The organism is Kitasatospora sp. NPDC002551 (assembly GCF_040296005.1).
GTDB lineage: Bacteria > Actinomycetota > Actinomycetes > Streptomycetales > Streptomycetaceae > Kitasatospora.
The window spans coordinates 86516-100420 of sequence record NZ_JBEOWI010000016.1 but is presented as its reverse complement, the minus strand read 5'-3'; the positions used below and the strand labels follow the sequence as shown (position 1 = coordinate 100420).

Below are 13905 nucleotides of genomic sequence, written 5' to 3'. Positions count from 1 at the left end.
GCTCACTCCTTCTCGGCGGTGCTGGGGTCGGCGGTGTTCGGGTCGGCGGCGAGCGCCTCGACCTTGGCCTTGATGACCTCCAGCTGGATGGGCGAGTTGGTGTTCAGCCGGTCGGTCATGCCCTGGTCGTCGACCGGGGCGGTGGGCTTCATCGCGAAGTCCTGGATCCAGGTCATCCGGGTGCCGCCCCCGGGCAGCTCCTCGTAGCGCCAGTGGATCTGCATGTAGGCGAACGGACCGGTCTCCACGCGGTGGGCGTGGACGGTGCGGTCGGCGGCGTTGACGGTGCGGTCGCTGACCCAGCTCCAGATCCGGCCCTCCTCGTCCGGGTGCATGGTGAGCCGGAAGCGGACGGTCTCGCCGCGCCGCTCGACGATCTCGGCGGCCGCGTACTCGGTGAACAGCTCCGGCCAGCCGGCGACGTCGTTGGTGACGTCCCAGACGAGCTTGAGCGGAGCCTGGATGACGATGCTGTTCTCGGTGTGCCCGGCCATCGCTCAGCCCACCGCCCCTGCGGTCTGCAGCTCGGCGACGATCTGGTCGACGCTGAGGGCGACGGCGCCGTCCGGGACCTTCAGGCCGTAGCGGTCGGCGATCACCGCCTCCAGCTCCAGCACGGCCAGCGAGTCGAGGCCGAGCTCCTCCAGGGGGACGTGCCGGGAGCCGTCGAAGACGTCCGGCGCCGCGCCGGCGCTGGTGATGAGGACGCTCTCGATCTCCTCCGCGGTGACGACGGTGGTCGTCCCGCCGGCCTGGTGGTCGGTCATGGTGCTGCCTCTTTTCTCCGGTGTAGGGACTGCTCCTGGGCCGCACGGCCGGCCGGGGTGAACGGACCCCGGGTCGGCCGTGGCCGGCGGCGGAGGGCGGGCTCACCGACCGCCGGCGCCGGGCTCCCAGCTGTAGAAGCACCGGGCGACCGCGTCCTGCGGCGAACGCCAGGTGGGCAGGTAGGGGGAGATGAACGGGGTGAGCCGTTCGCTGACCCGGGCGAACTCCGGGTGCCGGCGGGCGGCCTCGACCGCCTCCTGGCCGGGGTCGTCGGTCTCCAGCAGATGGACGTAGGCGTCGCCGAGCAGGTACAGCGAGCGGTGGGTGACGCCGGCGAGACGGGGCAGTTCGGTCTCGTCCGACTCGCCGAAGACGCGGGCGACGTCGCCCTCCGCGCCGGGCACCATCCGGGCGATGATCAGGGTGCGGTGCATGCGGGCTCCCCTCGGGCTGGTTCGGGTGGGTGGGCTGCTCAGGGCCGCGGGCTCAGTGCCGCGGGCTCAGGGCCGCGGCCTCGGTGCCGCGGGTGGCTCAGTGCTGCGGGCGGCCGACCGGCTGGATGGCGCCGATGTCGAGCAGGATCCGGGGCACGTTGTCGCCGATCCAGGACTCGACGACCCGGCCGTCGACGACCCGGTGGCAGGACATCTCGTGCACGGTGACCGGCTTGCCGGTGGGCGGGATGTCGAACAGCCGGCCCTGGTGGGTGCCGCGGGTGGTGAACCGGGCGTAGACGCGGTCGCCGTCGCCGGCCACGTCCTCGACGGTCACGTGGACGTCCGGAAAGGCGTTGCGCCAGAGCAGCACGGCCTGGCGGAAGGAGTCCGGGCCGGGCGGCATCGGGGGCAGGCCGGGGGCGTGCACCACGTAGTCCTCGGCGAAGCGGTCGCCGATGGCGGAGAGGTCGCCGTCGTTGAACGCCCGCTCGGTCAGGTCGCGGATGAGGGCCTTGTTGGCCTCCACCGCACTCTCGGTGGACGAGGTCATGACAGTCCTTTGCTCGGCGGACGGCCCGGCCGGCACGGGGCCGGGGCCGGGGGCGGGTCCGGGGACGGAAGGAGAGGGGGAGACCCTGGTCAGAGCAGCGAGGCGAGCACGAAGCAGGCCGCGGCGCCGATCGCGCCCATGGTCCGGGTCTCGTGCGCCAGGTGCCAGCGGCGGCGCTTGCCGCGCCACGCGGCGTCGCTGTCGCGATACGGGCTCCAGCGCTCGATCTGGCGCCAGATCGGGCGGTTGACGCCCTCGGAGGCGACCGCGACGGTCGCCATGCCGACGGTGCCGGCCGCGTACAGCACCTTGGCCACCTTGCTCTCCGTCCGGACGGCCTTGGTGGCGCCGACGGCGGCGGTGGCGAGGCCGTTCCAGAAGGCGATCGGGTGGAACACGTGCATGTCGATGAGCTGGCAGGTGTTGACGTACCGGTCGTAGGGCAGCGAGTTCAGCATCGGCAGGATCGAGGTCTTCATGATCCACAACGTGCCGAGCTGGACGCTGGACGACGTCACCAGCCAGACGTCCGAGTTGCTCTTCAAGTCCTTCATATCGATTCCTCGAATCGATCCGGGATCGCGGGACGTCCGCCGCGACGGGGCGCGGCGGACCGGGGCGGGGTCGCCCGATACGGAAGGGCGGGACCCCGGGGGCCGGGGCATCTCGGCCCCCGGGGCGGCCCCGCGGCCTCATCCTTGCCGCCGGGCGGTCCCAGTGTCAGGAGGCATCCGTCTCCACCGGGCTGGGACGTCGCCCGGGCACCCACGGACCGCGTCCCGGCCGTCCCGGGCCGTGCGCCCAGCCCGTTCGTTGCACCAACCGGCCGCTTCCCAGGCCGTGTTGACGCGCCCACCGAACGCACCCTACGGTGCGAGCGGGCACTCACTCACAGCGTGCCCGAGGCCCGTGACCACCCCGCCGCGCCGACCGGCCGGCGGCCGTCCCAGGAGGTGCCGAGCCGATGACGATCGATGTGCACGGCCACATCACGTCGCCCGAACTCTTCCGCCGCTTCCCCATGCCGCCGAGCCTCGCCGACGTCGACGGCATGGTGGAGCTCAAGGCGGCGGCCGGGATCACCATGTCCCTGGTCGGCAGTCCCGTCGGCGCGGGCACCATGGTGCGCACGCCCGGACTGGACAACTACCGCCAGCCGCTGGACACCCTCGAACGCTTCCACGACTGGCTCGGCGAGCAGGTCCGCGCCCGGCCCGCCGCGCTGCGCGGCTACGTCTACACCAACCCGCTCGGCTCCGACGCCGAACTCGCCGCCGCCGCCAAGCGGTTGGAGCAGGAGGAGTTCGTCGGGCTGATGGTCAACTCGAGCATCGCCGGGCGGTTCCTGGACACCCCGCAGGCCGACGCCTTCTTCGCGATGGCCGCGCAGTACCGCACCCCGGTGATGCTGCACCCGCCGGCCGAGCCGGCCGGGGCCGGGGAGCTGGACGACCTGCGGCTGGTCGAGCAGATCGCCCGGCCGTGCGACGTCACGCTCGGGACGGCGGCGGTACTGTTCGCCGGCTGGCTGGAGAAGTACCCGGAGCTGCGGATCGTCGCCCCGGTCTGCGGCGGCGGGCTGCCGCTGCTGCTGGAGCGGCTGGAGCTGGCCCGGCGGATGCCGGTCACCTTCGGGCGGCCGGGCGCCGCTCCCGGCGGTCCCACTGGTGGGCCGCCGCCGGGCGTCGGCGGGCCCGGTGCGGGCGGTCCCGGCGGACCGGGGACGGCCGGGCCCGACGGCCCCGCCGTCCCACCGCTCGCCGGGGCGCTGCGCCGGGTGTTCGTCGACACCGCGACCCCGAGCCTGCGGGCCGTGGCCGCCGCCGTCGACGCCTTCGGGGCCGGCAACGTCATGTTCGGCACCGACTCCCCGCCGATGAGCGCACCGCTGGACGCCTCGCTGGCCCGGCTGAACGGCCTCGGCCTGGACGCCGCCACCGTCGCGCGGATCCGGCACGACAACGCCGCCGAGCTGTTCGGCCTGCCCGCCGCGCCCGCCGCGGCCTGACCGCTTCCGACCGACCGTCGGAGCTTCCGCAATCACCGACACGCGACAGGGAGGTGCTGCCATGACGGCAGCCGCACCGACCCAACCGCCCGGCCCGCCCGGCGGACGCCCGGGCGGCGGACCGCCCCCGGGAATCGCCGGCCCGCCGCGGGGCCCCGGCGGACCACCCCCGGGAGCCGGTGGACCGCCCCCGGGCATCGGCGGCCCGCCCGGCGCCGCCGTCCCGCCCCGGCCCGCGCCCGAACGCGTCCCCGCCGACCGGGAGTTCGTCGGCCGCCGGGTCCTGCTGGTCGGCGGTTACGGCAGCATCGGCGCCGCCGTCGCCGAGGACCTCGCCGCCCAGGGCGCCAAGGTCGCCGTCGCCGGCCGCTCGCTGAAGAAGGCCGAGGAGGCCGCCGAACGGCTCGCCCCGCTCGCCGCCCGCGGCGGCACGGTCGTGCCGCACGCCGTGGACGTCGCCGACCGCGCCGACGTCGAGCGGCTGGTGGACGCGGTGGCCTCCGACTGGGGCGGCGTCGACGTCCTGGTGAACTGCGCCAGCGCGCTGGTCACCGTCGGCGCCGAGACCATCTCCGAGGAGGACTGGCGCACCATCGTCGACACCAACCTGCTGGGCGCCTTCTGGCTCTCCCAGTCGGTCGGCCGGGCGATGATCGCGGCCGGCGGCGGCCGGATCGTCCACCTCTCCTCGGTGCGCGGCAAGTTCGGCGCCCGGCGCGGCTTCAGCGCGTACGGCGCCAGCAAGGCCGGCCTGGACCTGCTGGTCAAGCAGCTGGCCGCCGAATGGGGCCGGCACGGGATCGCGGTGAACGCCGTCGCCCCCGGCTTCGTGCGCACCGACTTCGTCCAGGAGAACGCCGCCAACCCCGAGTTCATGCGGATGGTGCTCGGCCGGATCCCGCTGGGCCGCACCGCCGAGCTGCACGAGGTGGCGGACGCCGTCACCTTCCTCGCCTCACCGCGGGCCGGCTTCATCAGCGGCCAGGTGCTGTACGTCGACGGCGGCGTCACCGCCAGCCAGTGACGGCACCCGCCCCCGCGACATCCCACCCCACCGACGGGCCGAGCCCGGCCCCGAACCGTCAGGAGACGACCATGAGCACGTGGCACGCGCTGTACTACCCGCTGCTGCCGGGCAGCGAGGACACCGTCAAGGAGCTGTTCCGCAAGAGCGGCCGCCCGGACTTCGACGTCAAGACGCCCGACGGCACCGTGGTCGGCAAGCTGCTCGGCACCCAGGCCTTCGTGGGCAAGGAGCTGGCCGTGCGGGTCATCGAGATCGAGGGCCCGCTGCCGCTGGTGGCCGCGCACATGAGCCAGCAGCCCGCCGTCCGCGAGTTCGAGCGGGAGCTGGAGAAGCACCTCGCCGTTCCGCGCGACATGACCAGCCGCGAGGGCGCGCAGGCCTTCTTCCGGCTGGCCTCGATGGAGAACGTGCTCTCCCGCCGCCACGACCAGCCGATCGACGGTGAGTGAGATGAAGATCGGGATCGGACTGCCCACCTCGCTGGCCGGTGCGGCCGGCACCGACGTGGTCGCCTGGGCGCGGCTCGCCGAGGAGGCCGGGTTCTCCACGCTCGGCACCATCGACCGTCTGGTGCACACCAGTTGGGAGCCGCTCACCACGCTGGCCGCGGCCGCCGCGGTGACCGAGCGGATCGGCCTGGCGACCAGCATCCTGATCTCGCCGCTGCGCAGCAACACCGCGCTGCTGGCCAAGCAGGCGGCCACCGTGGACCGGCTCTCCGGCGGGCGGCTGACCCTCGGTCTGGCGGTCGGCTCGCGCCCGGACGACTTCGAGGTCGGCCGGGTCGAGAAGACCGGCCGGGGTGCCCGCACCGGCACCCAGGTGGTCGAGCTGCGCCGGCACTGGGCCGACGCGCAGTCCGGCCGGGAGCCGGCGGTCGGCCCGGCGCCGGTCCGGCCGGACGGTCCCGAGCTGATCCTGGGCGGCCACTCGCCGGCCGCGCTGCGGCGGGCGGCCCGGCTGGCCGACGGCTGGATCGGCGGCGGCACCGGCCCGGTGATGTTCGCCCAGGGCGCCCAGGCGCTGCGCGAGCAGTGGGCGGCCGAGGGCCGGACCGGGGCGCCGCGGCTGGTGGCGCTGGCGTACTTCGCGCTCGGCGAGGACGCCGGCAAGCACACCGAGGGCTACCTGCGGTCGTACTACCGGGACGCCGGGCCGTTCGTCGACCACATCCTGCGCGGCGCCGCCGACAACCCGGGCAAGCTGCGCGGGATCGTCGGCAAGTACGCCGAGGCGGGCTGCGACGAGCTGCTGCTGATGCCGTGCGCCGGGGACCTCGGCCAGGTCACGGCGGCGGCCGGCATCCTGGGGCTCCAGGGCTGAACCGGCGACGGGAGGGGCGGACGGCGGGCGGGGCGGGGGGCCCCCCCCCCCCCGCCCCCGCGCCCCCCGCTCCCCCCCCCCCCCGCCCGCCCCCCGCGCCGGGCCCCGGCCCGGCCCGGGGGCCGGGGGGGCGGCCGGGCGCGCGCGGGGCCCCCCGCCCGGCGCGGCACCACGATCGATGAGCCGGGCTCATCGGTCGATGAGCTGATCGATCTTGTTCGGCCCTTCCGCCGGCTGGTGAGCTGGCCGCATGACAGACGCCGAAGTCCTCGCACCACCGTCGGCCCCACCCACCGCCACCCGCTGGCCGCCGGTCCTCGCCGTCGCGCTCGCCACCTTCACCGTGGTGTCCTCCGAGATGATGCCGGTCGGCCTGCTCACCCCGATGTCGCAGAGCCTCGGCGTCACGGACGGGGTCACCGGTCTCTCCCTCACCATCACCGGACTGCTCGCCGCCGCCCTCGCCCCGTTCGCCCCGAGGATCGTCGGCCGCCGCGACCGCAGGGCCGTCCTGGTCGCCTTCATGCTCCTGCTCGCCCTGGCCGACGCGCTGTCCGCCCTGGCACCGGACTTCGCCGTCCTCGCCGCCGCCCGGATCCTGCTGGGCGTCGCGATGGGCATCGTCTGGGGCCTGGTCGCGAGCCTCGGCCCGCGCCTCGCCGAGGGCCCGCGGGTCGCGCTCGCCATGACACTGATCTTCTCCGGAGTCTCCGTCGCCTCGGTCCTCGGCGTCCCGCTCGGCACCTACCTGGCCGCCCTGCTCGACTGGCGCGCCGCGTTCTGGGCGCTCGCCGCGCTCGGCGTCCTCTGCGCCGCCGTCCTCGCCGCCACCCTGCCCCCGCTGCCGGCGCGCGGCCCCGCACACCGGCGCGGACCGGCCCACGCCCTGCGCCACCGCGGCGTCGCCACCGCGATCGCCGTCACCGCCCTCGTCGTGCTCGGCCACTTCGCCGGCTACACCTACCTGCGGCCCGTCCTCGAAGCCGACGCGGGCCTGAGCAGCGGTGCGATCGCCGCCTGCCTGCTCGGCTACGGACTGGCGGGGGTCGCCGGGAACTTCACCCTCGGCCCGCTGTCCGGGCGCCACCCGAGGACGGCCGTCGCCCTCGCCCTCGGCGGCGTCGCCCTGGCCGCCCTGCTGCTCCCGCACGCCACCGGAGGCGTCGTCACCGTGCTGCTCGTCCTGCTCCTCTGGGGTGTCGCGTACGGCGGGGTGTCGGTCTCCACCCAGACCTGGGTCCGCACCGCCGACCCCGCCGCGATCGAGGCCTCGGCGGCGCTCTGGGCGGGCGTGTTCAACGCGAGCATCGCGCTCGGCTCCCTCGCCGGCGGCCAGGTGGTCGACCGCGCCGGCACCGGCGCCGTCCTGCTCACCGCGGCGGGGCTGGCCGGCGCCGGACTGCTGCTCACCGCGCTGTCGCGGCCGCGCGGCCGGCGACGCGACGGGTAGCGCTCAGTCGACCTGCCCGGCCAGCAGCGCGACGAACTCCGCGGCCAGCCGGTGCGGCCGCCGCTCGTGCTGGACCACCTCCAGGGTGGTCGGCTCCAGCTCGGGCACCGGCAGGAAGCGCAGGTCCGGGCGCTGGACGTACATCGTGCTCCGCTCGCAGAGCAGCAGCCCCCGACGGGTGCCGGCCACCATCGACAGGCCCTCCTGGATGGTCGCCGCCCCCGCCGGGTAGCTCAGCTCCCGTCCGCTCGGCGTCCGCCGGGGCGCGTTCACCTGCCGCCAGTACGCGGGCGCCGGGCCGCGCGGCTCGATCAGCGGCAGCGCGGCCAGTTCCTCGGCGCTCACCCCGTCCGTCCCGCCCGCCCCGGCGAGGCGCTGCCCGGCGGAGATCGCCACGTGCACCGGCTGCCGGGAGAACTCCATCAGCACCTGGAGGTCGGGCTCCCGGCACGGGGCGAGCACGATGGCGAGGTCCACCTCGCCCCGGGCCAGGTGGCCGAACGGGTCCGCCCACGGCAGCTCGACCAGCTGCGTGGTGCCCTCCGGCAGGCCCGCGATCACCCGGGCAACCGGCTCGTACACCGCGCACTGGAAGCCCAGCCGCAGCGGCCGCGCCGTCGCCGCCCGCGCCCGGGCGCTCCCGTACCCCTCCCGCAGCCGCTCGAAGGCGGGCACCACCTGCTCGGCCAGCTCCCGCCCCAGCGCCGTCGGCTCCACCCGGCGGCTGGTCCGCCGGAACACCGGAGCACCGATCCGGCTCTCCAGCCGCTTGATCAGCTGGGAGACCCGCCCCTGCGAGAGCCCCAACCGCTCCGCCGTCCGCCCGAAGTGCAGCTCCCCGACCAGCACGGCGAAGCACTCCAGCTCCTGCAGCGGCAGCTCGGGAAGCAGGGGTCCCACCGTCCGTCGTTCCATCTCGGCAGCGTACGCCCACCTCCCGCCGCCCTCATGACGGTCAATCGGTCGGCCGCTTCCTTTCGTCCGTGGTCAAACATGCTGACAGGTGTGCCGGACTGTGGAAAGGTCTGGACCGATCCGCCGGCCGGTCCGGCCACCGCCGGGCCGCCGGAGCGGATGCGAGGTCCCGACCGAGGCTCTCGCATCGCGACGTCGAGGAGTCTGCCGTGATGTCTCGTACGCGCTCGCGTCGGTCCGGCGCGCGTGCCGCTGTCGCCCTGCTGTCGGCCGCTCTCGCGCTGACGGTCTTTCCGGCCCCCACGGCGGTCGCCGCCGAGGCCTCCCCACCGCCCGCCGGCGGCCGGGCCGTTTCCTCGCTCCAGGTGCCGCCCGGCGTCACCGCCGGGGTGGCGGTCTACGACCGGCAGAGCGGCACCTTCACCGAACAGCTCAACGCCACCACCCAGTTCCGCTCCGCCTCGGTGGTCAAGCTGCTGATCGCCCTGGACTTCCTGTGGAACCGGGGCCCCGCCTACGACATCCCGTCCGCCGACCGCGCCCGGCTGGACGCCATGCTGCGCAGCAGCGACGACGACGCGGCGAGCTATTACTGGGCGAACAACGGCGCCGGCGCGATCGTCGACCGGATGGTCACCCGGCTGGCGCTGACGGGCACCGCCCGCCCGCCCGCGACCTACGAGGGCTACTGGGGCTACACCGCCCTCACCGCGGCCGACACCGTACGGATCTACCGCTACCTCCTGGAGCAGGCGCCGGCGGCGGTACGCGACCACGTGCTCGGGAACCTGCACGCCTCGACCAGGTGCGGCACGGACGGCTTCGACCAGCGCTTCGGGATCGCCGGGGCCTTCGAGCAGCCGTGGGCCGCCAAGCAGGGCTGGTCGGGCTTCTCCTCGGGCGGGTGCACACCGCAGCCGCCCCACCCGCCGACGGTCGCGCCCGCCGGCCCGGCGGGCGGCACGGCCGTGGACCTCACCCGCCCGGTCCTGCACAGCACCGGCACCGTCGGCACCGGCGACCGCACGATCGTGGCCGTCTACACCTCGCACCCCGTGGGCACCACCTACGGAAAGGCCTACACCGATCTCGGCCGCCTCACCCGCTCGCTGAACGTCCCCGGTGCCGTCCAGCCGGCCGGCAGCTGGTTCGGGACCTGGGGCGAGAACGTCCGGGTACGGCCGGGCCCCGACACCTCCCAGCCGCCGATCACCGTGCTGCCCGCCGGCGTCGAGGCGCTGGTGACGTGCCAGAAGCAGGGCGAGTCGGTCTCCGTCCCGCCCTACCTCAACGACTGGTGGGCGTACCTGCCGCAGTACGGCGGCTACGTGACGAACATCTACCTGCAGTCGCCCGGCAACCAGCTGCCCGGCGTCGGCGTCTGCTGAACTCCGCCCGCCACCGTCCCGGCCCGGGGGATTGGGAACGGGAGCGGCGGGCAGACGGACCCCGCCCTCCGCGACCGGCGGAGCGGGCGGTGTCCGGCGGGAGCGGAAGGCAAGGGGGCGGGTCGTCGTGCTGGGTCAGTCACACGCGCTCAGCGGGGCACTGGCCTACGCGGCGACCGCGCCCTTCCTGCCGGAGGCGCTGGTGGGCGTGGAGCCGCGGCCGGGCGAGATCCTGGTCGGCACGCTGCTCTGCGCCGGGGCGGCGGTGCTGCCCGACCTGGACCACCGCGACGCGACGCCCGCCCACCTGTTCGGCCCGCTCTCCAGGGGGCTGTGCGGCCTGGTGGGCCGGCTGTGCGGCGGCCACCGCCACGCCACCCACTCCCTGGTGTTCGTGGCGCTCGCGGGCTGGGGCACCCGGGCGGGCGTCACACGCCTCGGAGACGGCTTCACCCTCGGCCTGACCTTCTTCCTCCTCGCTCTCGCCGCCCGCGCGCTGCACCTGCACCCGCCCGGGCACGGGCCGACGGCATGGCTGACCTCCGTCGGCCTGGCCGGTGTCGGGACGGCCACGGTGGCCGCCTGGTTCCCCGGCATCGCCGTCTGGATCCCGTACGCGGTCTGCCTGGGGACCCTGGCCCACCTGCTGGGGGACTGCCTGACCCCGCGGGGCGCTCCCCTCCTGTGGCCGTACCGGAGGCGCTTCGAGCTGGTGCTGATCCGGCGGACCGGCGGAAGGCTGGAGACCCGGTTCGTGGTGCCCGTGATGACCGTCGCCACCTTCGCGGCTCTCTGGTTCGCGGCCTTCGCCCCCCTGCTGGCCACCGGCTGAGAGCCGCCACCCGGCGCGGCGGCACGCCGGCCTGCCGCCGCGCCGGGAGCGGTGGCGCGCCGCCGCACCGGAACCGTCAGAACAGCGGCAGCCGGCGCAGGAAGACGTCCTGGTGCTGGTTGGTGTCCCCCGGAATCCCGGGGGCGTCGGCCGAGGCGATCATCACCGACGTACCCAGCGCGTCGACGGCCGGACCGTCCGACTCGACCGGGGGCTGCGAGCCGTCGGTGGTCAGACCGACCCGTTCCACCGCCCCCGTCCACAGGTCGCGCCGGAAGACGTCGGCGACCCCGTTGCCGTCACCCGGCACCAGGTTGGCGGCGTTCGAGGCGAAGTAGACCCGTCGGCCGTCGGCGGTCATCACGGGGGAGTACGACTGGCCGTCGCCCGCACCGGGCGCGCCGTCGTGGGCGGTGCTGACCAGGGTGGTGGTACCGGCCCGCAGATCGTGGACGAAGACCTGCGGGTGCGCGTAGCCGGTGGCCGGCGACGTGTAGGAGCTGAAGAGCGCGAAGCGGCCGTCCGGGCTCAGCCCGCCGTCGAGGACGCCGTAGGTCCTGCCGTCGGGGCCCACGCTCGCGGGGCGGGTGGTCCCGGTGCGCAGATCGTGGACGTAGAGCGGATACGTCCGGGCGAGCCGCCCGTCCGCCGCCGCCCCCTCCTCCGGGTCGCCGCCGGAGCCGGGGGCGAGGCTGTCCCGGGAGATGAAGGAGACCCGGCTGCCGTCGGCGCTGATCGCGGGGTGGCGAGCGGGGCTCTCGGCCTGCGTGCCGTCGTCGGCCACGTTGGCACGCCGGGTGGTGCCGGTCCGGCGGTCGTGCACGAAGACGTCGGCCACGTGGTTGGTGTCCCCGGGCACCAGGTCGCCCCGCCCGGAGGCGAAGGCGACGTACCGGCCGTCCCAGCTGATCACCGGGGTGTCGGTGCCGCCGGTCTGTGGCTGCGACGGGTCCCCGACGGAGATCCGCTCGGTGCGCCCGGCGACCCGGTCACGGACGTACACGTCGAAGACACCGTTGGTGTCACCCGGGACCAGACCGCCGGCGTCCGAGGCGAAGGCGACGTAGCGGCCGTCGGCGCTGATCGCCCTCCCGGAGGAGGAGCCGGTGGCCTGACCGCCGTCGTCGGCGACGCTGACGCGCTCGGTCCGGCCGGTCACCAGGTCCCGCACGAAGACGTCGGAACTGCCGTTGGTGTCGCCGGGCACCAGGTTGGCCGCGTCCGAGGTGAAGACGGCGTAACGGCCGAAGGCCGAGAGGCCGCCGAGGTAGGAGTCGCCGTCCGGCTGCGCCCCGCCGGGCGCCTGGCTGATCCGTACGACCGGCGGCGGCACGGCGGCGGGCCCCGCGGCGGCGGGCCCCGCGGTGACCGCGCCGAGCACGACGGCCACCGCGCCGGCGAGCGCGGTGCGGGTTCGGGCAAGGTGCGGTACGGGCATGGTTCCTCCCCAACAGGCTTGTCCCCGGCCTCCGTTGGCCGGGACGATGCCCCGAGCCAACAGCCGGGAAGGGCCGGCGGTCAACGCCCGCTCGGCGACTGCCGCAGCGCGCAAGGACATCAGGGCGCCACCAGCCCGCGCTCGTCGGGCCTGGCCGTCGCGGGCGGCATCACCCCGCGCGGGTACGGCTTCGAGTGCGCCGAGGTCCGGAAGGCGCTGGACCAGGGACCGAAGCCCCGCGAGGTGGCCCGGGCCGTCGGCAGCCACGGGTTCTACGTCCCCGGGTTCTACGTCCCCGGGCGGGCCGACCCGAACCGGCCCGCCCGGAGCAGTTCGGCCCAACGGCACCACCGTGGACTCCCCGTTCCGCGGCTTCTACCGGTTCGCCGAGCGCTCCGCGGTCCACGCGGAGACGGTTCGGCGGCATCCCGGTCCAGACCCCCGGAACCGAGCGCTGAGCCCTTCCCCCGACCGCCGGCGGTCCTCGCGGCCGGCGTCCAGGCCGATGACGTGATCACCCGCCACGGCGGCCCGCGCCGTGCGCCGCGACGTGGGCGAGCACCGGGGCCGCGCCGTCCTCGGCGGCGAGGCGCCCGGCGAGCCCGGCCGCGCGGCGGCGGCGCGCCGGGTCGGACAGGCAGGCCGTCAGGGCGTCCCCGAGGGCCTCGGCGGTGAGGTCCCGGAACGGCAGGGGCCTGGGCGCCACGCCCAGCCGGTGGAGCCGGGACGCCCAGAACGGCTGGTCGGCCATGACGGGGACGGGCACCGCGGGCACCCCGGCCCGCAGCCCGGCCGCGGTGGTGCCCGCGCCGGCGTGGTGGACGACGGCGGCGGTGCGGGGGAACAGCCAGTCGTGCGGGAGGTCACCGACGGCCAGGACGTCCGGGCCGTGCCCGCTCAGTCCGGCCCAACCGGCCTGCACCACCGCCCGCACGCCCGCTCGCCGCACCGCGGCGGCCACCAGTTCGCCGAGCCGTTCGCCCTGCCCGGGCGCCATGCTGCCGAAGCCGATGAACACCGGCGGCGGTCCGGCCCCCAGGAAGTCGACCAGGTCGGCCGGGGGCCGCCAGCGCTGCGGCCGGGCGGGCCACCAGTAGCCCGTCACCTCGACCCCGGGCGGCCAGTCCGCGGGGCGCGGCACCACCAGCGGACTGAAGCCGTGGAAGACCGGCCGGACGCCCCCGGGCGCCGGGCGCGCGTCGGCGGGCAGCCCGAGGCGGGCGCGCAGCCGGGTCACGGCATCGGCGAAGAGCGCCTCCGCCCGGCCGAGTACGGCCCGGCCCGCCGCGAGGTTGCCCTCCGGCCCCGATCCGTCGGCGTCCCGGGCACCGGGCAGGGGGAACTGCCCGGTGGCGAACGCCGGCGCGAGGTAGGTGCCGACGACGGGGACGCCGAACGCCTCCCCGGCCGTGCGGCTGAACGGGGACGGGCCGAAGGCGGTGAGCACCAGGTCCGCCCCGTCGGCGACGGCCCGCGCCACGCCGTCGGCGAGCCCTTCCACGTACGCCCTCGACGCCGCCCGGGCCTCCTCGGGCGAGGCCGCCCGGGCCCGGACCAGCTCCTGCGGGTCTCCCGGGACGGACCGGTGGTCGAGCCCGCAGCCGCCGACGAGCGCGGCGAACGACGGGTGGGCGGCCACGGAGACGCGGTGGCCCGCCTCCAGCAGCCGCCGCCCCAGACCGGTGAAGGGCGCGACGTCGCCCCGCGAGCCGGCGGTGACGATCAGGATCCGCATACCGCGATTCTCCCCGGGCGGACGCCCCTCGGCC

Annotated in this window: 15 protein-coding genes; 7 read left to right on the top strand and 8 right to left on the bottom strand. The window is 75.7% G+C overall.

What is annotated here, in order from left to right; all coding sequences use genetic code 11:
* Window positions 1-2: 2 nt before the first annotated feature.
* The 5 genes from ABT093_RS16670 to ABT093_RS16650 all read right to left on the bottom strand — a co-directional run bounded on the left by ABT093_RS16670 (window position 3) and on the right by ABT093_RS16650 (window position 2309).
* Window positions 3-494: an SRPBCC family protein gene (locus ABT093_RS16670; protein ID WP_350564811.1), complete on the bottom strand. Its 492-nt coding sequence runs from the start codon at window positions 492-494 to the stop codon at window positions 3-5.
* 3 nt (window positions 495-497) lie between these two features.
* Window positions 498-767, bottom strand: coding sequence for a phosphopantetheine-binding protein (locus ABT093_RS16665; RefSeq protein ID WP_350564809.1), 270 nt, complete (start codon window positions 765-767; stop codon window positions 498-500).
* A gap of 102 nt (window positions 768-869) precedes the next feature.
* Window positions 870-1202 carry a TcmI family type II polyketide cyclase gene (locus tag ABT093_RS16660; RefSeq protein ID WP_350564807.1) on the bottom strand — a complete coding sequence of 111 codons (333 nt, stop codon included), beginning with the start codon at window positions 1200-1202 and terminating at the stop codon, window positions 870-872.
* A 97-nt stretch (window positions 1203-1299) separates the two neighbouring features.
* A complete protein-coding gene (locus ABT093_RS16655) occupies window positions 1300-1755 on the bottom strand; it encodes an ester cyclase (protein WP_350564805.1) in 456 nt (151 codons plus the stop codon).
* 89 nt (window positions 1756-1844) lie between these two features.
* Window positions 1845-2309, bottom strand: coding sequence for an anthrone oxygenase family protein (locus ABT093_RS16650; RefSeq protein WP_350554376.1), 465 nt, complete (start codon window positions 2307-2309; stop codon window positions 1845-1847).
* Window positions 2310-2719: 410 nt separating this feature from the next.
* On the opposite strand from ABT093_RS16650, the gene ABT093_RS16645 reads away from it, so the two are divergent.
* From ABT093_RS16645 to ABT093_RS16625, 5 genes are all read left to right on the top strand, one after another.
* The gene (locus ABT093_RS16645) at window positions 2720-3763 is read left to right on the top strand and encodes an amidohydrolase family protein (RefSeq protein ID WP_350564803.1); all 1044 of its coding nucleotides are present in this window, start codon (window positions 2720-2722) and stop codon (window positions 3761-3763) included.
* Between the two features lie 61 nt (window positions 3764-3824).
* Window positions 3825-4787: an SDR family NAD(P)-dependent oxidoreductase gene (locus ABT093_RS16640; protein WP_350564801.1), complete on the top strand. Its 963-nt coding sequence runs from the start codon at window positions 3825-3827 to the stop codon at window positions 4785-4787.
* Window positions 4788-4858: 71 nt separating this feature from the next.
* Window positions 4859-5239: a SchA/CurD-like domain-containing protein gene (locus ABT093_RS16635; RefSeq protein WP_350564799.1), complete on the top strand. Its 381-nt coding sequence runs from the start codon at window positions 4859-4861 to the stop codon at window positions 5237-5239.
* A gap of 1 nt (window position 5240) precedes the next feature.
* A complete protein-coding gene (locus ABT093_RS16630) occupies window positions 5241-6113 on the top strand; it encodes an LLM class flavin-dependent oxidoreductase (RefSeq protein ID WP_350564798.1) in 873 nt (290 codons plus the stop codon).
* Window positions 6114-6363: 250 nt separating this feature from the next.
* Window positions 6364-7563, top strand: a complete 1200-nt coding sequence (locus ABT093_RS16625; RefSeq protein WP_350564796.1) for an MFS transporter — start codon at window positions 6364-6366, stop codon at window positions 7561-7563.
* Window positions 7564-7566: 3 nt separating this feature from the next.
* Here ABT093_RS16625 and ABT093_RS16620 read toward each other — a convergent pair whose 3' ends face one another.
* The gene (locus tag ABT093_RS16620) at window positions 7567-8478 is read right to left on the bottom strand and encodes a LysR family transcriptional regulator (RefSeq protein WP_350564794.1); all 912 of its coding nucleotides are present in this window, start codon (window positions 8476-8478) and stop codon (window positions 7567-7569) included.
* 212 nt (window positions 8479-8690) lie between these two features.
* Here ABT093_RS16620 and ABT093_RS16615 point away from each other — a divergent pair, with 212 nt between their 5' ends.
* Window positions 8691-9866 carry a hypothetical protein gene (locus ABT093_RS16615; RefSeq protein ID WP_350564867.1) on the top strand — a complete coding sequence of 392 codons (1176 nt, stop codon included), beginning with the start codon at window positions 8691-8693 and terminating at the stop codon, window positions 9864-9866.
* Between the two features lie 127 nt (window positions 9867-9993).
* Window positions 9994-10698: a metal-dependent hydrolase gene (locus ABT093_RS16610; RefSeq protein WP_350564793.1), complete on the top strand. Its 705-nt coding sequence runs from the start codon at window positions 9994-9996 to the stop codon at window positions 10696-10698.
* Window positions 10699-10774: 76 nt separating this feature from the next.
* Here ABT093_RS16610 and ABT093_RS16605 read toward each other — a convergent pair whose 3' ends face one another.
* Window positions 10775-12136 (bottom strand): TolB family protein, encoded by a 1362-nt coding sequence (locus tag ABT093_RS16605; protein WP_350564791.1) that lies wholly within the window; start codon window positions 12134-12136, stop codon window positions 10775-10777.
* Between the two features lie 514 nt (window positions 12137-12650).
* Window positions 12651-13871, bottom strand: a complete 1221-nt coding sequence (locus ABT093_RS16600) for a glycosyltransferase (protein WP_350564790.1) — start codon at window positions 13869-13871, stop codon at window positions 12651-12653.
* Between the last annotated feature and the right edge of the window lie 34 nt (window positions 13872-13905).